Source organism: Mesorhizobium xinjiangense, from assembly GCF_009749525.1.
Classification (GTDB): domain Bacteria; phylum Pseudomonadota; class Alphaproteobacteria; order Rhizobiales; family Rhizobiaceae; genus Mangrovimarina; species Mangrovimarina xinjiangensis.
Genome location: NZ_WOAC01000007.1, coordinates 129765 through 147979, shown reverse-complemented (window position 1 = coordinate 147979; position 18215 = coordinate 129765). Strand labels below are relative to the sequence as shown.

The window sequence follows — 18215 nt, the reverse complement described above, 5'->3', positions numbered from 1 at the left end:
TTCAGCCGCCAGTAATTCACTCCAACTCGGCGCCAAGGCCGCGCATCAGCTCGACGAACGCCGGGAAACTGGTAGCGATCATCGACCGGTCGTCGATCGTCACCGGGTCTTGCGTTGCCAGCCCCATGACAAGGAAGCTCATGGCGATGCGGTGATCGAGATGCGTTTCGACCGTGCCGCCGCCCAGCCCCTTGCCGCCGGGCCGTCCGCGCACGAGCAGGCTGGCGGCGCCTTCCTCGCAGTCGACATGATTGGCCTTCAGGCCGTTGGCGACCGCCGAAAGCCGGTCGCTTTCCTTCACGCGCAATTCGTCGAGCCCCTGCATCAGCGTTTCGCCTTCCGCGAAGGAGGCCGCCACGGCGAGTACCGGATATTCGTCAATCATGGAGGGCGCGCGATCGGCCGGCACCGTGACACCCTTCAAATCGCTGGCGCGCACGCGCAGATCGGCGACATCTTCGCCGCCGGCGCGGCGCTCGTCGATCAGTTCGATATTGGCACCCATGTCGAGGAGCGTGGTGATGAGGCCGGTGCGCGTCGGGTTCATCAGCACGTTCTCGATGACGATGTCGGAGCCCGGCACGATGAGTGCGGCCACCAGCGGGAAGGCGGCGGAGGAGGGGTCGCCCGGCACGGCGATCGTCTGGCCGGTCAGCCTGCCCTGGCCCTCGATGCGGATGTGGCGCGCACCGTCGCGGTCGCTCTCCACCTCGAGCGCGGCGCCGAAGCTTGCGAGCATTCTTTCGGTATGGTCGCGCGTGGCCACCGGCTCGATCACGGTCGTGATGCCGGCCGTGTTGAGCCCGGCCAGAAGCACGGCCGATTTGACCTGCGCCGACGCCATCGGCACGCGATAGGCGATGGGCGCGGCATGTTTGGGCCCGTGCAGCGTCAACGGCATCCGGTCTCCGTCGGCCGCCTTCAAGACCTGGACGCCCATGCGCCTCAAAGGATCGAGGACCCGGCCCATCGGCCGCCTCGACAGGGAGGCGTCGCCGATGAAGGTCGTTTCCATGTCATAGGTTCCGACAAGCCCCATGGTGAGCCGGGATCCGGTGCCCGCATTGCCGAAGTCGAGCGGCGCCTCGGGTTCGAGTAGGCAGCCATTGCCGGTGCCCTGGATCACCCATTCGTCGCCCCGCTTGTCGATGCGCGCGCCCATGGCTTTCATCGCCTGGCCGGTGCGCATGACGTCTTCGCCTTCCAGGAGACCGGTGATGCGCGTCTCGCCCGAGGCAAGCCCGCCGAACATGACGGCGCGATGCGAGATCGATTTGTCGCCCGGCACGCGGACCTGGCCCGACAGGCCGTTCGACTTACGTGCGGTCGCGGGCACTGATGTGGAATGGGCGTTCATCTGCTTGTCGTCCTGTCAGCCGGAGCCGGGCAATGGGTGCACGAGGCCGCGCTGCGCGGCGGCCGTTTCCTAACATGGCTTTCGCCACCGGTCATCCTGCAAATCGGGACTTGCAAGGTCGGGTGTTCGGACGCAATTGTAGTGCCGCGATTAGGTTTTGACATCGACCCAACTTGTGTTTATGGGGACCGGACTTTTCATGACGGAATGCTTGTACTTGGCGGCTGCCGGCGCACGCCGATGGCCGGGTACCATTCCCTATCCAACGAGGCGAAGTCGTGGCTAGACAGGAACTTGGCACAAAGCGCGTCTGTCCCGAAACAGGGCGCAAATTCTACGATCTGAACAAAGATCCGATCGTTTCGCCCTATACGGGCGTTTCTTATCCGCGTTCCTATTTCGAGGCCGGTTCCGAGACGATCGTGGAAGAGGAAGAAGTCGAGACGACCGAGATCGACAGCGAGGGCGCAAGCGCGGAAATCGTCTCGCTCGAGGAAGCCGACGAAGAGGCGAAGGGCGGCAGCGACGCCGACGATGACGATGACGACGATGTCGATCTGGGTGATGACGACAACACCTTCCTGGAAAGCGACGAGGAAGGCAGCGACGACGTGGCCGACATCATCGGCGTCGGCGACGACGACGAGGAAGAGCGTTGAGTGCCGGCGAGCTGCCGGGCGCGCAAAAAAGGTGCGATGGCAGGCTTGATATTCCGCGCGGCTGGATATAGAAGCCGCGTGCATCTGGGCGCCGGATATTCGCGGCGCCAGACCTCTTCGCCGGAAACGGCGCCGGCCAACCGGCCGGGTGTGGGGCCATAGCTCAGTTGGGAGAGCGCTTGAATGGCATTCAAGAGGTCAGGGGTTCGACTCCCCTTGGCTCCACCAATAAAATCAATAGCTTAGACGGAAGATCGAAACTGGCTATAATATTTATAGCCACATTGTAGCCAGCGTGCGCTACGTACCGCATTTCGGTTCCGCGCATTTCCGGGGTTGTCACGTGTCGCAATTTATTCCATGCAACACGGATGCAACACGCACCGACAAGTCGGTCGCGATTTGGCTATTGCGATGGCACCATAGGGTCATCATCAATTGACGGAGTCGAGCATGGAAATGAAGCCACCACTCACACCGGAAATCGTTGGGTTTCTGACGTCGTCGCCTAGGACGCCTATTACTGAGTTGCGGAAAGCAGCCGCTTGGTTGCGAAAGCGCGGACTCGATCCGACCGGGGCAATTTTCGTGGCCAATGAAACCCTGTATCTGCCGGCCGAAGTTGCGCGCGTCATTCAGGAGGACGCGCCGACACCTTTCTGAAAGCCAACATCTGCAACATGTTGACGTACAATACGGCCGCCGCCCGAGCTTGTCTTAGATGAACGACGGCTTGTGCCGCTAGGGGGATATCCCTGTTCTGCCAGCTCTGCGTTCAACGTTGGCGCGGTGGTGGTGAAGATGGGTTGGCCGTGGACGCATACCTTGTGTTCGCGCGCCCTTTTCCTGAACCACAGTGCCTGCATATGGCACGCCTCAGTCCGACTTGCCGAGCGCTTTCAGGATAAAGCGAATCTGCTCGCGCAGGCCCGCTTCGGTGTCTTCGCCGTGTTGAATGCAGTGCTCGATCAGAATCGGATGGAAGAACGGCATGAACGCGGCCTTGACCGCACGGGCCGCCTCCGCGGGATCCTCGACCTGGAACTCGCCCGCTTCGCTGCCCTCGCGGATGATCGCCTCGAAGATCGTCACCATCCGCTCGAGATGTGTCTTGATGATCGCCCGGTTCTCCTGCATGGCGGCGACAATCATGTCGTGCATGCGCCTTTCGTTGATCAGTTTCGTCCTGTTGTGCTGGTGAACGGCGGTCAGGAGCCGATCGAGCCTCTCCGAGGCTGGCGCGTTCGTGCGTGCGATCGCAAAGGCAATGTCAGCGACCTCATTCACGACCCGCCGGCAGATGGCCTCGTTGATTGCGCCCCTGGAGGGAAAGAAACGGTAGACGTTCGCCGGGCTCATGCCGATCTCGGACGCGATGTCGGCCACCGACGTCTTATGGTGGCCGATGCGGCGGAAGTGCTCCTCCGCCACCTCCAGGATGCGTGCGCGCATCACCTCAACGTGGCGCCGGAAAGCGTGACGGCCATCCTTGGCGATACCCGCGGCGTGCCGCAGATGCTGACGGCCGGCTCCTGGGGCTCCGCCTCGTCCATTCCCGCCGCCGAGGCGGCGTGCGAAGCGCTGCGCGAGGCGCTCGATGCACTCGGCACCAATGCGCCCGAAGGATCTTCTCCGGCAGAAATTCTCGCGCGTGCCGATCGCCGCGAGCTCTCAGTCAATGCAGCAACATTCGCACCCGGCCAGAGCAGAGAGGCCCTGGAGGAAATCGACACCGGCCATGTCGCGCCGACCGGCCCCGTCTATCCCGACTTCATTACCTACAGCTATGCAGCGCACTTTGTCGAAGTCCGGGTCGAGCCGACCACGCGCCGCATCCGCGTGCCACGAGTGGTCAGCATGTTCGACTGCGGACGCGTCTTGAGCCCCCGCACGGCGCGCAGCCAGGCCGTCGGCGGCGTGGTCTGGGGCATCGGCGGCGCCCTGCGCGAGGCCGGCGAGGTGGATGAGCGCTATGGCGGAATCCTCAATGCCGACATCGCCGAGTATCTGGTGCCGGTGAACGCCGATATCGGGTCCATCGAGGTCGGATTCATCGACGAGCCCGATCCGATGGTCAACCGGTCCGGCGTCAAGGGCCTGGGCGAGGTCGTTCTTGTCGGCGTGGCGCCTGCGATCGCCAACGCGGTCTATCACGCAACCGGGACCAGAGTTCGTCACCTGCCGATTCGTATCGAAGATCTGATCTAGATGTGGATCCAGGGGCATTCTGTATCCCTTCAACGCCGGCTTCTGGTGCCGCCTACCCAGCACCTACTGCACAGATTGCCGCGGCGACCGTTTGCCAATCGCGGCGGCTTGCGAATTCCCAGAATCGGATTACGCCTTCCTGCAAGGATCACCAGGCTTCTGCCCCGCCGTCCAACCGACTTCCGCCCGTAGCGCTCTGCGTTAGCCAAACTTCCCGGTCCAGAACCGACCGGTTCGATTGTCGTCCTTCATCCAATTGAGGGCCTGGGTCATGGAATCGACCTGGTCATCGTATTTGGCTGCCGGAAACGCTGTGACCTCGTTGAGGAAGTCGTCCTTCCAGTGAGCCATGTTTGGAAGATGGACGTTGCCGTTCTCGATCATCGCGGTCACGCGGTGGGTGCGGCTTTCCTTGTCGGCCTTGGCCTTGACGGGCATGGTCGGGATTGCGACGACAGCAACGGGGTCAAGGGGGGCGCTGGCATTTTCGGCGGGGAATTCTGTACGTTTTTCGCAGATAAGTTCAGCAACCTGTCATAATGAGTTCAGCGATGCGTCCTTGGTCTTGAAGCAAATGTTCGTTCGGGCGCTGCTCTGAAGCTGGCCTCGCTCCTCGGCTATTTGGGAATTTGCCGCCTTATCCATTGCCGGAACGTCCTGAAACCCGGGCGGTTCTTGCTGTCTGCCCAGCACAGGTAATAGTGGCGTGTATTCTGTGTCGGCCATCGGTCGTCGCTGAGTAATTGCACCAAGCGCTCACTGGTCAAATAAGGCGTAGCATAAACATGGGGCAGCCATGCCACGCCATGCCCGTCGAGTGCCGCGACAAGCGTCAGCGCGCTCGGCAGCCGGGCAATCCGTGTATGAGCTTGATGGGCGACGCCGTGATCATCGAACCAATTGGACATTTCGATGTCCCGGTCCTCATCCAGAATCCATGGCAGCTTGGTCAGATCCTGAGGTGTTTGAATGGAAACGGACTCCAGAAGCGAAGGCGCCGCCACGACGACGTCCCTGCCTTCAAGAAGCCTTTCGCAGTTCACCCCCGGCCAGTTGCCGTCACCATGCCGGACAGCGGCATCGAAATCACCTTGTGCAAGATCATGCACTGTCGCATCGGCATTGATGCGCAGATCGATTTCCGGGTGACGCTGCAGAAACGCACCAAGGCGCGGCAGCAGCCAATGTTGGGCGAAATGCGGCGTCATGGTGATGTTGAGGATATTTTCGTCACGTCGAAATTGCTCGATATCACCGGCAATCGCCCTGAAATTCCGGAGCAGATTGTCGGCCAGGTCCGCGGCTTCCGGCAACATGACCAGACGATTGCCGGAGCGGGTAAACAATTTGCGCTGCAAGCGGTCTTCCAAGCCTCGTAGATGCTGACTGACTGCGCCATGCGTCACCTTGAGCGCATCCGCAGCGGCACCGACAGAGCCGGATTCATGGACCGCCGCGAAAGCACGAAGGGAATTCAGCGGCAACCAAGCGATATCGTTCCGTTTTATCATGATAGAAAAACTAACAATAGCGCAGCTTTTCTGACAAGCCAAAAACATCTTGAATTGTTAGATTTTATGGGTCATGTAGATGGAGGCAAGGCCAAGATGGCATACAGTTTTTCTAATTCCGAGAATGTCTCCACGCGTCAGCTTCGTGCTTCCGGCATTGATCAGGAAGCAATTTACCGAATCCGTAACCAGGGACGGATCGAGCGGGCGAAAATCATTCGCCAGTGCTTTGCCACACTCAAGCGCTTTGCCACGGCGGCTTACTGCGGCGGGGGATCTCATGAACCGTCTAACCACCGACGTGCAAGCATTTGAAGCCCACGCAATTGACGCCGACCTTGACAATCTGCGCGCGGCTGGCCGCGGCGCGGCTGCCGGAAGCTGAGACGGTCTATCGCGCCGCTCCTTAACCGGATCGGCCAGTTCCGCACGACTATTGACGATCTGGGCATCCACTTCCTGCACCGCGTCCGCCCGCGCCGATGCCACACTGTGATCCTGACGCACGGCTGGCCAGGCAGCGTTGCCGAGTTCACCCATGTCATAGATGAACTGGCAGATACGAAAGATCCAGACGCGTCGGCGTTCCACGTCGTGGTCCCGTCGCTGCCAGGCTTTGGCTACAGCGACAAATCAGCCACCACCGGCTAGGGAACCGAAAAAGATCGCGGCCGCGTGGGTGGAACTGATGGGACGGCTTGGCTATGGCCAGTTCCTAGCCCAAGGCGGCGACCCGGGCGGTGTGATCACCACGATCCTCTGCGGCAGGTTCCCCGCTCACGTTCTCGGTATCCACACAACGTTGGCACAGGCACCGCCAGGGTTGACAACGGACGGGCTGACCGAGGACGAGCGCAAATGGGCCGCGGACACCGGCGATTTCTGGGGCGGCCCCCGCGCGGCCCCTGCGCGGACTACGCGAAACATCAGGCGACCCAACCGCAAACCATCGGCTACTCCCTCGTCGTCTCACTGGTCGGCCTTCTGGTCTGGATCCTCGACAAGTTCGCTGAGTGGACAGATACCGAGGATAGCCCGTTCGAGACGATTTCCAGAGATCGCGTTCTTGACGACGTCACATTGCACTGGCTGACGCGGACCGGCGCATCGTCGGCCCGCATCTACTACGAAAGCCACGGCGGTGTTAACGCGCTCGACCCGGCCTTCGGGTCGATGTCCCCCCCGGCTATCAGTATATATCCCCGCGACATCGAGAAGTGTCCGCGTGCCTGAGCGCAGGAGCGGTACCGACAGATCGTCCAATGGGGGACGCTTTGAAACCGGGGGACATTTCCCGTCGCTGGAGGTTCCCGAGTATTTCGTCAAGGATCTACAAGAAGGCCTCGCGGCAGTACTGGCCGCTAGTGGTCGTTGGTCATGACGTTGTCGACGCTGGCGTGAAGGCGTGAGACTGATCATCCAACCACCACGGAACTTACGGCGCTCTCAACGGACTGACACCCTTCGAATATCTCAAAATCTGCGGAGACCGGATGACCAACCCGTCTCATTTGTCATGAACGAGGACAACCCGTTGCTAATATTGCTGAAGACGTTATCCTTGCCGCGGGCATCAACAACTCCGCCTGTCTAGGCTTGGACGGGCGGGTGAGATTGGTGTGTCCATGAAACGCGCAGCGCCTCGCACTCTTGCTCTCTCTTTCGTCATTGTCCTGCTTGCCTTCAGCGCGTCCGCCGCTTGTGCGCAAGAGGCCGAAAATCCGGGCGAGGCGGCGGCCCCGGCCGAGATCAGAATCGGCTATCTGCGTGCCTATGAGCCGCAACTGGCGCTTTCGGTGCTCGATATCCCGCCGGAGGACATCGGCATCGCGGGTGCAGATGTGGCGATTGGCGATAACAACACGACCGGCCGCTTCCTCGGCCAGGAATTCATCCTCGAGGCTGTCACGATCCCGTTCGATGGCGACGCGGCGGCCGCCTATCGCGATCTGCGCGCGGGGGGCGTGCAGTTCCTGCTGACCGACATTTCGGCCGAGCAATTGCTGTCCATCGTTGATACGGCCGCGGAAGATGGCGTACTTGTCTTCAATGTCGGGGCGGCCGACGGTATCCTCAGGGAAGAAGAATGCCGCGCCAACCTGTTTCACATCGCCCCCACGCGCAGCATGCTGGCAGATGCCCTGGCGCAATATCTCGTCTGGAAGCAATGGCGCCGCTGGGTGCTGCTTTACGGCTCGCATGAAAAGGACCGGCGCTTTGCCGACGCGCTGCGCCGCGCGGCACACCGCTTCGGCGGCGAGATTGTCGCCGAAAAATTGTTCGAGGACACGGGGACGGCGCGCAGAACCGACACCGGCGTGACGCTGATCCAGCGCCACATGCCGGTATTCACGCAAGACCTGCCCGAACACGACGTGGTGCTGGTAGCGGATGAAAGCGAAGTGTTTGGAACCTATGTGCCCTATCGGACCTGGGTACCGCGTCCGGTGGCCGGAACGGCCGGTCTCGTGCCGTCGGCCTGGCATCCGGCCAGCGAGCAGTGGGGCGGGACACAGATCCAGAACCGGTTCGAAAAGGCCAGCGGGCGGCGTATGTTGTCGAAGGACATGTCCGCCTGGACGGCGGTCCGTGTCATCGGCGAGGCGGCCACGCGCACCGGCAGTACGGACCCCGCCGACATCGACGCCTTCATCCGCTCTGAGGATTTCTCGATCGCCGCCTTCAAGGGGCAGGGGCTGACCTTCAGGCCGTGGAACCGGCAATTGCGCCAGCCGATCTTCCTCGGCGACACCCGCTCTGTCATCTCGACCTCGCCCCAGGAAGGTTTTCTGCACCAGGTCTCCGAGCTCGACACGTTGGGCGTCGACGAGCCCGAAACGCAATGTCGACGTCGGTGAGGCTGAACGATGATGGGAGGAACCCAATGCCAAGTCGGATAATGATAGTGGGCCTGGGACTGGCTGTCGGCATGAGCGCCGGCTCGGCATTGGCCTACGAGGTCTATGTCTCCAACGAACGAGACAACACGATGAGCGTGGTGGATTCGGAAACCATGGAGGTGCTGCGAACGGTCGAGGTCGGCCAGCGCCCGCGGGGCATAACCGTCTCGCGCGACGGCAGGTTCATCTATCTTTGCGCAAGCGATGACGACACCGTCGAGATCATCGACACCGAGACCTACGAGATCGTCGGCACGCTGCCGTCCGGGCCCGATCCGGAGCTGTTCGTGCTCTCGCCGGACGGTGAGACCCTCTATGTGGCCAATGAGGACGACAATCTGGTCACCGTCATCGACATTGCCGGCAAGAAGGTGCTGGGCGAGATCCCAGTCGGCGTGGAGCCGGAGGGCATGGGCATCAGCCCGGACGGGACGACGCTGGTCAACACGTCGGAGACGACGAACATGGCCCATTTCATCGACACGGCGAGCCATGAAAACACGCATAACGTGCTGGTCGACGCACGCCCACGCTTCGCCGAGTTCATGCCCGACGGCGAAGAAGTCTGGGTCAGTGCCGAGATCGGCGGGACGGTCGCTGTGATCGACAACGCTACCCGCGAGATCAAGCACAAGATCGAATTCGAAATACCGGGCATGCGCAGCGAGTCCATTCAGCCAGTCGGCGTGCGCATCAACAAGGACGGCACGAAGGCCTATGTCGCGCTCGGTCCCGCCAATCGCGTGGCTGTCATCGACACCGAGACCTACGAAGTCGAGAAATACGTTCTGGTCGGCCAGCGCGTCTGGCAACTCGCCTTCACGCCCGACGAGAAATACATCATCAGCACCAACGGGGTTTCCAACGACATCACCTTCATCGACGTTGCGAGCGACGAGCCGGTGCACTCGGTCACGGTCGGCGCCGAGCCGTGGGGTGTCGTGGTGTCGCCCAAATGATTTCGGGCCATGCAAGCCATTGAGGATGCAGACAATGAACAAACTGATCGCCTCGCTCGCTCTCATTGCCGGGTTCGCATTCGCGCCACCCTCCGGGTGGGCACAGGATGATGACGACGACGCTTCCGAACGCACGCTGTCAAGCCAGGACGTGCCGGAGCTCATCATCGGATCGCCCGAGGACGATTTTGCGATCAATCAGGCGGACTTTGAGCTGCTCTCCGATCAGGCATATCGCTGGAAGATCACGTCCAACGGCCGGCTGGAATACAAGTTCCACACCGATCTCTTCCGCCATGTCTGGATGAACCAGATCGTCATCGAGGATCTCGAGGTTCACATGAACGGGGCGCCGGCCTGGCTCGAATTCGACTCCGACGGCACGATACAGGTACAATTCAACACCGTGCGGCCCGGCATCTACAGCTGGTCGATACCCGACCTGGCGGATCGCGGCATGCAGGGCACGATCACGATCAAATAGGCCGACCGGCAGGAGGCCAAGCGGTTTTGCAACACGTCATGACGAGGAAAGACGGCGGCGGCATTGCCGCACTGGACGTATGTGCGCTCAGCCATTCCTACGGGGCGAAACGTGCGCTCGCCGATGTGAGCTTCGCCATTCCATCGGCACGCTTTACCGTTCTTCTCGGATTGAATGGTGCCGGCAAGACGACACTTTTTTCGCTGATTACCCGTCTTTACAGCACCCAAAGCGGGTCGATCCGCATATTCGGCCACGACATAGGCCGTCGCAGCGGCGCAGCGCTGCGCAGGCTCGGCATCGTATTTCAGGCCCGCACGCTCGACTTCGATCTGAGTGTGGCGCAGAACCTCGCCTATCACGCGTCGCTCCACGGCATTCCGGCGTTGGAGAGAGAGGAGAGAATGGCCCGCGCGCTTCGCTCGGTGGCCATGGACGGACACGGGCGCGATAAGGTGCGCCAGCTCTCGGGTGGTCAGATGCGCCGCATCGAGATCGCCCGCTCGCTCATGCACTCGCCGCGTCTTCTCCTGCTCGACGAAGCCACGGTCGGGCTCGATATCCGGTCGCGCGCCGACATCCTCGCCCACATCCGCAGGCTGGTCGCCGAGGAAGGGATGACCGTACTCTGGGCGACCCATTTGATCGACGAGGTCGATGACGGCGATCACGTCGTCGTGCTGTATGAGGGGCGGCTTGTGGCCGATGGCACCGTCGCGTCGATCACGGCGGAAACGGGCGCGGCAACCATCGGGGAGGCGTTTGCACATCTCACACAGGCCGGGCCGCCCGCAAACGGCGCGGAGCGTGCGTCATGAACGCCGGCATTGCAGGAGATACGGTACGCCATGGCCGGCACGATCCCGACTTGCCGCCCTTCGGCCTGAAGCATTATCTCATCTGCCTGAAGGGCATCATGGTGCGCGAGGGGCTGCGCTTCCTGCACCAGCGCGAGCGTTTCGTGGCTGCGCTGGTGCGTCCGCTCATCTGGCTGTTCATCTTCGCCGCCGGCTTCAGGCAGGTGCTGGGTGTATCGATCATCCCGCCCTACACGACCTATGTGCTGTACGAGGTCTATATCACCCCCGGTCTTTGCGGCATGATCATGCTGTTCAGCGGCATGCAGTCCTCGCTCTCGATGGTCTACGATCGGGAGATGGGCAGCATGCGTACGCTGCTCGTCAGCCCGTTCCCGCGCTGGTATCTGTTGGTGTCCAAGCTCCTGGCCGGGGTGGCCGTCTCGATCGCGCAAGTCTATGTCTTCCTTGCCATTTGCTGGTTCTGGGGCGTCAAGGCGCCGACCACTGGATATGTCATGGTCCTACCGGCCCTGCTTCTGTCGGGCCTCATGCTGGGCGCGCTCGGCATGCTCCTGTCCTCGCTCATCAGGCAGCTCGAGAATTTCGCCGGCATCATGAACTTCGTGATCTTTCCGATGTATTTCGCCTCCTCGGCACTCTATCCGCTCTGGCGGATCCAGGAGGCGAGCCCGTTGCTCTACACGATCTGCCGCTCCAATCCGTTCAGCTACGCGGTCGAACTCATCCGCTTCGCTCTTTACGGCCAGGTCGAATGGCTCTCGCTCGGTGTCGTCGCCGTATGTACGGCGATCTTTCTGGCCGCGGCGATCCGCGCCTACGATCCTTCGCGCGGCCTGATGGCGCGCAAACAGAATATGGGAGGCAACGCATGACGCGCAGCCTGATCGGGGCCTTTCTGCTCACCGCGCTGTCGGCTGTCGCCGCAGACCCTTCCCTGGCGCAACCGGAGCAGGACCCCGACTGGCCCTGCATCCAGCGCAAGGTTCCTCGGCTCTCGCTGCCCCAGATCTGGACCGGTCCGCAACTGCCTGAAGCGACAAGGAAGTGGTCACAGGAAAACGAGAATGCCGATCTCGTGGCAAGGCTGTCGCAGCGGCGCATTCCGATCGAGGAGGCACAGGCCGACATCCGTACCTTTGCCGACTCGGTCACGCCGCAGGACGACCGCGAACCCCGGCTCCTCATGCTGGCGCGCGGCCTGTTCGACCGGATGAACAGGGAGCGATCCGAGGTCATCTCGGGCATCGGACGCTACGCCCGCAAGCAAACCGAACTCGCGGCCTCGCTGCGCGCCGAACAGGGGCAAATCGATGCGCTGGGCGAACAGCCGGACGCCGACGCCAACGCGTTGGCGCAACGAACCGACGCTCTCGTCCTGAAGACGCGGCTTTTCCAGGAACGCGCCCAGTCACTTGAGTATGTCTGCGAGGTGCCGCGACTGATCGAGCGGCGGCTCTATCAACTCGCGCAGACCATAGCCGGGCTCATCGCTAAGGAGAAATAGGGGAATGCAAGCAGGCCTGAATGTGCGTGACATGGCTTTATTGACGCTTCACGGCACCGGGCGTAGCGTTTCGGGAGCGACCGTTGCGGCGGCAACCGTTAGTGCCGCGCGACGGCCCGGGGAGCCGGCTGCAGCAACGGTCGGACGCCTATCAGGTGCCGCGAAACAGGAGGCGCCGGTTGAATCTCGTCGAACTCGTAATGACCGTTTGCTTGGCTGCCAGCCCGGAGGAGTGCCGCGTCGAGCGCCATTCCTTCGAGAGCACGGGCGAGAGCGCGGGATCGTTGATGCAATGCATGTTTCTGGCGCCGAGCTACATTGCCCGATGGTCGCAGCAGCATCCCGCGCATCGCGTCGTGCGCTGGCGATGTGCATTTCCTGACGTTGGAGAGGATATCTGACGACCGGCAAGGCGGGAGGAGAACCTGGGAGGAAGAGATGAATATCGTAAGGCGCAGCACGCTGCTTTTTGCAGTGCTGGCATCGATCGCGGCCATGATGTCGGCGCCGGTATCGCTTGCCGCCGAGAAAGTCCGCGTCGGCGTCCTGAAATACGGGACGGTGAGCTGGGAATTGGACACGATCAAGCACCATGGTATCGATGCCGCCAACGGAATCGATCTGGAGGTTTCCTATTTCGCCGGCGAGGATGCGACCAACGTCGCTATGCTGGCGGGCGAGCTCGATGTGATCGTGTCGGACTGGCTGTGGGTGTCGCGCCAGCGCGCGGCCGGGGACGACCTGACGCTGATCCCCTACTCGACGGCAGTCGGCGCCATCATGGTTCGCAGGGATTCGCCCATGCGAACGCTGGCTGATCTCAAGCACAAGAAGATTGGTGTGGCCGGCGGGCCACTCGACAAGAGCTGGCTGTTGATCCAAGCCCAGGCAGAGCGCGATTTCGGCTTCGATCTGCCGAACGAGGCGGAGATAGTCTATGGCGCACCGCCGCTACTGGCGGAAAAAGCGATGCAGGGCGAGCTCGATGCGGTGCTCAATTTCTGGCACTATTGCGCGCGCCTTGAAGCCAATGGATTCCGCCGCCTGACCAGCGCGGAAGTGGCCGCGACCGCGCTCGGCGCCAAGGGCAAGGTCTCTGCGCTCGGTTATGTCTTCCATGAACAATGGGCCGAGGAGAACCCTGCGGCCGTCAACGGCTTTGCTAAGGCATCGGCCGCCGCCAAGCAATTGCTGGCGACGTCGGACGAGGAGTGGCTGCGCCTGGCCCCGATGACACGCGCCGAGGGCGAGGAACTCGATGCCCTGCGCAACCGCTTTCGCGAGGGTATTCCCGGCCGGGCGATCGACGAAGAGCGCGCCGATGCCGCCCTGCTCTACGGCGTCCTTGCACAGATCGGTGGGGAGAAGCTGGTCGGGTCCGAGCCGGAAATGGCGGACGGCACCTATTTCTCCGGGCTGAGCGAATGAATTCGCGGCAGGTCGTGGAGCAAGGCGGCGGGACAGTGCCGGCGCGCCGGTTGCGGCAAAGGATTCTCGCTTCGCCCGCATTCATGGCGCTCATCTCGTTGGCCGGCCTGTGCGTTTTGTGGCAGGTGGCGGCCACGGTCTGGCCGAGCCGGACATTTCCGCCGCCCACCGCGGTCTGGCAGGCGTTGCGCGTCGAAGCCGCGAGCGGAGCGCTTGCCTTCAATCTCAGCGTCACGCTGATGCGCGTGGTGGCCGCCTATCTTCTGGCCATGACGATCGGCTCCGCCATCGGCATCGCGCTCGGCACGCACCGCCGCGCCGACCGCTTCTTCGATCCCTGGGTCGTCTTGTTCATCAACATTCCCGCCCTCGTCGTGATCGTGCTCGCCTATGTATGGTTCGGCCTCAACGAAGCGGCGGCCGTATGCGCCGTCGCGGTCAACAAGATCCCGAACGTCGTAGTCACGATGCGGGAAGGCGCGCGTGCGCTCGATCCGCGCTATATGGAAATGGCGCGTGTATATCGCTTCAGCGCGCTCGATCGGCTGCACCACATTCTGCTGCCGCAGTTGCAGCCTTATTTCGCCGCCGCCTCGCGCTCGGGTATCGCGCTGATCTGGAAGATCGTGCTCGTCGTTGAACTGCTCGGCCGGCCAAATGGAGTCGGCTTTCAGATTCATCTCCATTTTCAGCTCTTCGACGTCGCGGCCATCCTTGCCTACACGCTTGCCTTCGTTGCCGTGATGCTTCTCGTCGAATTCGTCCTGGTGCAGCCCGTTGAGCGACATGCGACCCGTTGGCGCCGACACCCCGCTTAAGGTGGATATCGCCGAGAAAACCTTCCGCTCGGCGCAGGGTCTGCCCGTTGCGGCCATACGCGGCCTCTCCTTCGAGGTTCCGCAGGGCGAATTCGCTTGCATGCTGGGACCCTCGGGCTGCGGCAAGACCACGACGGTGCGCATCCTTCTGGGACTCGACAGAGAATTCACCGGAACGTTCCAGCTCCCCACACCTTCCGAGGGACGTGTCGCTGCCGCCTTCCAAGAGCCGACTCTTTTGCCCTGGCGTACGCTGGAGCAAAATGTACGGCTCGCCCTGCCGCACGAGCGGAGAGACCGCGATCTCGAGGGACTGTTCGAGAGCCTGGGGCTGACGGCGATGCGCTCGCTCTACCCCTCCGAATTGTCTCTGGGGCTGGCGCGTCGCGCCGCACTCGCACGCGCCTTCGCCGTGGATCCGGCCATTCTGTTCCTCGATGAACCCTTCGTCTCGCTCGATGAGCGGACTGCCCAACGGCTCAGGCATCTGCTGCTGGCCATCTGGTCCGGCAAGCCCACCACCGCCTTGATGGTGACACACAATTTGCGTGAGGCGCTGATGCTGTCGGACCGCATCATCGTGTTGTCATCGCGCCCGGCACGCACCTTGGGCACGTTCTTCGTCCGCCTGCCGCGCAGTCGGCGAAGCCCGCAGGCCATGAACGATCTGGAGCGATCGTTCCACGCGGAGTTCCCCGAGATGGCGTGAGAGGGTGCTCCATTCAGAAGCAGCGGATGTCGGCCTCCGCCTGAGCACGGCGCAGTTCCGCCGTGGCCTCCTTCGCCGGAGCCGTTTCGCGAAAAAGTGCGCTTCTTTCGCCCGTCATCTGCGCCATGCGGCGGAAGGTTTCGGCGGTCACGTAACGCTCATAAGGAATGATGGATGCGATGACGTCGATCGAGCAGGAGCAGCGCTCGAGCATGTCGCGTGTCTCGCCGTTGGCCTTCATGCAGCCATAGACATAGTCAGCGAGGGCGGATGTCGGATAGTCGGATCGCGCATGCGCCGGATCCCAGGCCAAGGGGCCGACCGCCAGGAGGGCGAGAACTGCGCCTGCAAACAGCAACCGTGCGGGCATTGCCGATCCTTCCGGCTGACAGCATGAGGAATCCAAGGCGACGCAGTCAAGCCGTATTCGAGTTCGGATTATGATCATCGATCTACGTATATATTTGATTGCATATCATAACTTGAGTGTATTTGAAGGATTCAATTGGCGATGATAACGCAAAATATATTAGTAAATTCATCTACGCATGTTGTAATATCTCTTGTGTTGCATTGCGGCATCGATTTCTTTTGCAATGCAATATAAGTAATTTCTTTATTTATTGCAGAGATTATAATTATGTCATAGTCTTATATTGCTTCCGGCATCAAAGGGTTCATCGTCCTAGGGAGCGATGATTGCCCATCGTAGGCCGGTATTGGGTAGGCAGCTTCGGTGCCCGCTGCATATCCGGCTCAGGTCGTGACAGGCTGCCGGAAGTACTTCCCACGTCAAATCGCCAACGCAGCCTGAACGGGCGCGAGGGACGATCCCTTGATGGAAGATATCGGGAGGAAAACAATGCGTGCGCTTTTGAAGGCTACGTCAATTCCACTCACCGTAATGCTGCTGGTCGGCGTCTCGCCCCTGGCAGCCTCGGCCAATGAGACCCTTCAGGAACTCGCGGGCGACGCCAACAACTGGACGATGCCTACGGGCGATTACGCCAATACCCGCTATTCCGAGCTGGACAAGATCAACAAGGACAATGTGGGGAATCTGCAGGTCAAATGGACGTTTTCGACAGGCGTCTTGCGTGGCCATGAAGGCGGGCCGCTGGTCGTTGACGATACCATGTACGTCCACGCGCCGTTCCCCAACACGGTCTATGCGCTGGATCTCAACAATGAGGGCAGGATCCTCTGGAAATACGAGCCGCGACAGGACTCGAACGTCATTCCCATCATGTGTTGCGACACGGTCAATCGCGGCGTGGCCTATGCGCCGCCCGAAGGCGATCGGTCAGCCCTGATTCTGCTCTACCAGGCGGACACCATGCTGACCGCGCTCAACGCCAAGACCGGTGAGGTTGCCTGGCAGGCTCAGAATGGCGAGGCCGTCGACGGCAGCCTGTCAGAATCCGGAACTTCCGCGCCAATGGTGGCCGGAGACAAGGTGATCGTCGGCATTTCCGGCGCCGAGTTCGGCGTGCGCGGCCATATCACGGCTTACAGTTTGAACGACGGATCGTTGGCCTGGCGCGGATACTCGACAGGTCCCGATTCCGAAACCCTGATCGATCCGGAAAACACTACGCATCTCGGCGAGCCTGTCGGCCCGGATTCAGGTATGAACACTTGGGAAGGCGAGCAGTGGCAGACCGGCGGCGGAACCACCTGGGGGTGGTATGCCTATGATCCGGAACTCAACCTGATCTATTACGGCACAGGCAATCCGTCGACGTGGAACCCCAACCAGCGCCCCGGCGACAACCGCTGGTCCATGACCATCTTCGCGCGTGATCTCGATAGCGGCATGGCCAAATGGCTCTATCAGATGACGCCGCATGACGAATGGGACTACGATGGCGTCAACGAAATGATCCTCGTCGACGACATGGAGATCGACGGCGGGGCCCGCGACGTGCTGGTGCATTTCGACCGCAACGGCTTCGCCTACACGCTCGACCGCGCGACAGGCGAGCTCCTGGTGGCGGAGAAGTACGATCCGACGGTAAACTGGGCCTCCCATGTCGAGATGGACCCCAACAGCGACCAGTACGGCCGCCCGCAGGTCGTGCCTGAATATTCGACGGACCACAACGGCGAGGACGTCAATACTACTGGCGTCTGCCCTGCCGCACTCGGCACGAAAGACCAACAGCCGGCAGCCTATTCGAAGAAGACCGGACTGTTCTACGTTCCAACGAACCATGTCTGCATGGATTATGAACCCTACCGGGTAAGCTACACCGCAGGTCAGCCCTATGTCGGTGCGACGGTTTCCATGTATCCCACCCCTGACAGCCATGGCGGCATGGGCAACTTCATAGCCTGGGATGCGGCCAAGGGTGAGATCGTGTGGTCGAAGCAGGAACAGTTCTCCGTTTGGTCCGGCGCGCTGGCGACGGCCGGTGACGTGGTGTTTTACGGAACGCTGGAAGGCTATCTGAAGGCCGTCGATCATGACGGAAACGAGCTCTACAGGTTCAAGACGCCGTCCGGGATCATCGGCAACGTCAACACGTTCGAGCATGACGGCAAGCAATACATCGCCGTTCTGTCTGGCGTCGGCGGCTGGGCCGGCATCGGTCTTGCAGGCGGCCTCCTGGCACCCGAAAACGCCGCGGCATGGCAGACAGCGGTGGCCGGCGAGAATGCCCCGACTGAAGAAAGCGAATCCGTCGCCACGGCCGGTCTTGGCGCCGTGGGCGGCTATGCTGCTTTGGCGGACTATACGACGCTCGGCGGACAGTTGACGGTGTTCGGCCTGCCCGAGTGATCAGCAAGCTGGCCCCGGGCGATGACGTCCGGGGCTCCCAGTCAGATGGAAACGCGCCGGTCACGGCAGTCGGCC

The 18215-nt window shown here is 61.7% G+C and carries 22 protein-coding genes and 1 tRNA gene; 18 read left to right on the top strand and 5 right to left on the bottom strand.

Going from position 1 to position 18215, the window contains the following annotated elements:
• Positions 1 to 16: 16 nt before the first annotated feature.
• A complete protein-coding gene (gene aroA / locus GM909_RS10010) occupies positions 17 to 1357 on the bottom strand; it encodes a 3-phosphoshikimate 1-carboxyvinyltransferase (protein ID WP_157016237.1) in 1341 nt (446 codons plus the stop codon).
• A 278-nt stretch (positions 1358 to 1635) separates the two neighbouring features.
• Here aroA and GM909_RS10005 point away from each other — a divergent pair, with 278 nt between their 5' ends.
• The 3 genes from GM909_RS10005 (at position 1636) to GM909_RS09995 (ending at position 2679) form a co-directional block, all read left to right on the top strand.
• Complete coding sequence (locus GM909_RS10005; protein WP_157016236.1) at positions 1636 to 2016, top strand: TIGR02300 family protein; 381 nt, start codon at positions 1636 to 1638, stop codon at positions 2014 to 2016.
• Positions 2017 to 2168: 152 nt separating this feature from the next.
• Positions 2169 to 2244 (top strand) — tRNA-Ala (locus GM909_RS10000).
• A 225-nt stretch (positions 2245 to 2469) separates the two neighbouring features.
• Positions 2470 to 2679, top strand: coding sequence for a hypothetical protein (locus tag GM909_RS09995; protein WP_157016235.1), 210 nt, complete (start codon positions 2470 to 2472; stop codon positions 2677 to 2679).
• A 213-nt stretch (positions 2680 to 2892) separates the two neighbouring features.
• Here GM909_RS09995 and GM909_RS09990 read toward each other — a convergent pair whose 3' ends face one another.
• The gene (locus GM909_RS09990; RefSeq protein ID WP_157016234.1) at positions 2893 to 3468 is read right to left on the bottom strand and encodes a TetR/AcrR family transcriptional regulator; all 576 of its coding nucleotides are present in this window, start codon (positions 3466 to 3468) and stop codon (positions 2893 to 2895) included.
• A gap of 24 nt (positions 3469 to 3492) precedes the next feature.
• Between GM909_RS09990 and GM909_RS09985 the strand changes: the two genes are divergently transcribed.
• On the top strand, positions 3493 to 4224 hold the full coding sequence (locus tag GM909_RS09985) for a molybdopterin cofactor-binding domain-containing protein (protein WP_198174196.1): 732 nt from the start codon (positions 3493 to 3495) through the stop codon (positions 4222 to 4224).
• A 201-nt stretch (positions 4225 to 4425) separates the two neighbouring features.
• On the opposite strand, the gene terL is transcribed toward GM909_RS09985, so the two are convergent.
• Together terL and GM909_RS09975 are read right to left on the bottom strand one after the other, a co-directional pair.
• Entirely contained in the window at positions 4426 to 4662 is a 237-nt protein-coding gene (gene terL, locus GM909_RS09980) for a phage terminase large subunit (RefSeq protein WP_157016232.1), read from the bottom strand.
• 179 nt (positions 4663 to 4841) lie between these two features.
• Positions 4842 to 5708 (bottom strand): LysR substrate-binding domain-containing protein, encoded by an 867-nt coding sequence (locus tag GM909_RS09975; protein ID WP_198174195.1) that lies wholly within the window; start codon positions 5706 to 5708, stop codon positions 4842 to 4844.
• On the opposite strand from GM909_RS09975, the gene GM909_RS25750 reads away from it, so the two are divergent.
• The 13 genes from GM909_RS25750 to GM909_RS09920 all read left to right on the top strand — a co-directional run bounded on the left by GM909_RS25750 (position 5604) and on the right by GM909_RS09920 (position 15358).
• Positions 5604 to 6050 (top strand): hypothetical protein, encoded by a 447-nt coding sequence (locus GM909_RS25750; protein WP_198174200.1) that lies wholly within the window; start codon positions 5604 to 5606, stop codon positions 6048 to 6050. The two genes, GM909_RS09975 and GM909_RS25750, sit on opposite strands and share 105 nt — an antisense overlap.
• Positions 6051 to 6116: 66 nt before the next feature.
• Positions 6117 to 6386 carry an alpha/beta fold hydrolase gene (locus GM909_RS26470; RefSeq protein WP_407941276.1) on the top strand — a complete coding sequence of 90 codons (270 nt, stop codon included), beginning with the start codon at positions 6117 to 6119 and terminating at the stop codon, positions 6384 to 6386.
• A gap of 207 nt (positions 6387 to 6593) precedes the next feature.
• The gene (locus tag GM909_RS25740; protein WP_198174193.1) at positions 6594 to 6968 is read left to right on the top strand and encodes a hypothetical protein; all 375 of its coding nucleotides are present in this window, start codon (positions 6594 to 6596) and stop codon (positions 6966 to 6968) included.
• Positions 6969 to 7360: 392 nt separating this feature from the next.
• Positions 7361 to 8593, top strand: a complete 1233-nt coding sequence (locus tag GM909_RS09965; RefSeq protein WP_157016230.1) for an ABC transporter substrate-binding protein — start codon at positions 7361 to 7363, stop codon at positions 8591 to 8593.
• Positions 8594 to 8634: 41 nt separating this feature from the next.
• A complete protein-coding gene (locus GM909_RS09960) occupies positions 8635 to 9594 on the top strand; it encodes a YVTN family beta-propeller repeat protein (RefSeq protein ID WP_235911810.1) in 960 nt (319 codons plus the stop codon).
• A 34-nt stretch (positions 9595 to 9628) separates the two neighbouring features.
• Positions 9629 to 10078, top strand: a complete 450-nt coding sequence (locus GM909_RS09955; RefSeq protein ID WP_235911792.1) for a cupredoxin domain-containing protein — start codon at positions 9629 to 9631, stop codon at positions 10076 to 10078.
• A gap of 38 nt (positions 10079 to 10116) precedes the next feature.
• Positions 10117 to 10896, top strand: a complete 780-nt coding sequence (locus GM909_RS09950; protein ID WP_157016227.1) for an ABC transporter ATP-binding protein — start codon at positions 10117 to 10119, stop codon at positions 10894 to 10896.
• Positions 10893 to 11771, top strand: coding sequence for an ABC transporter permease (locus GM909_RS09945; RefSeq protein WP_157016226.1), 879 nt, complete (start codon positions 10893 to 10895; stop codon positions 11769 to 11771). Before GM909_RS09950 ends, GM909_RS09945 begins: the two co-directional genes overlap by 4 nt.
• Entirely contained in the window at positions 11768 to 12403 is a 636-nt protein-coding gene (locus tag GM909_RS09940) for a hypothetical protein (RefSeq protein ID WP_157016225.1), read from the top strand. The genes GM909_RS09945 and GM909_RS09940 overlap by 4 nt, the downstream gene beginning before the upstream one ends.
• Positions 12404 to 12582: 179 nt before the next feature.
• Positions 12583 to 12804, top strand: coding sequence for a hypothetical protein (locus tag GM909_RS09935; protein ID WP_157016224.1), 222 nt, complete (start codon positions 12583 to 12585; stop codon positions 12802 to 12804).
• Between the two features lie 37 nt (positions 12805 to 12841).
• Positions 12842 to 13831, top strand: a complete 990-nt coding sequence (locus GM909_RS09930; protein WP_157016223.1) for an ABC transporter substrate-binding protein — start codon at positions 12842 to 12844, stop codon at positions 13829 to 13831.
• A gap of 83 nt (positions 13832 to 13914) precedes the next feature.
• Positions 13915 to 14649, top strand: coding sequence for an ABC transporter permease (locus GM909_RS09925; RefSeq protein WP_157016288.1), 735 nt, complete (start codon positions 13915 to 13917; stop codon positions 14647 to 14649).
• The gene (locus tag GM909_RS09920) at positions 14618 to 15358 is read left to right on the top strand and encodes an ABC transporter ATP-binding protein (RefSeq protein ID WP_157016289.1); all 741 of its coding nucleotides are present in this window, start codon (positions 14618 to 14620) and stop codon (positions 15356 to 15358) included. Before GM909_RS09925 ends, GM909_RS09920 begins: the two co-directional genes overlap by 32 nt.
• A gap of 13 nt (positions 15359 to 15371) precedes the next feature.
• On the opposite strand, the gene GM909_RS09915 is transcribed toward GM909_RS09920, so the two are convergent.
• Positions 15372 to 15728, bottom strand: coding sequence for a hypothetical protein (locus tag GM909_RS09915; RefSeq protein WP_157016222.1), 357 nt, complete (start codon positions 15726 to 15728; stop codon positions 15372 to 15374).
• Positions 15729 to 16262: 534 nt separating this feature from the next.
• On the opposite strand from GM909_RS09915, the gene GM909_RS09910 reads away from it, so the two are divergent.
• On the top strand, positions 16263 to 18140 hold the full coding sequence (locus tag GM909_RS09910; protein ID WP_198174199.1) for a methanol/ethanol family PQQ-dependent dehydrogenase: 1878 nt from the start codon (positions 16263 to 16265) through the stop codon (positions 18138 to 18140).
• Positions 18141 to 18215: the final 75 nt, after the last annotated feature.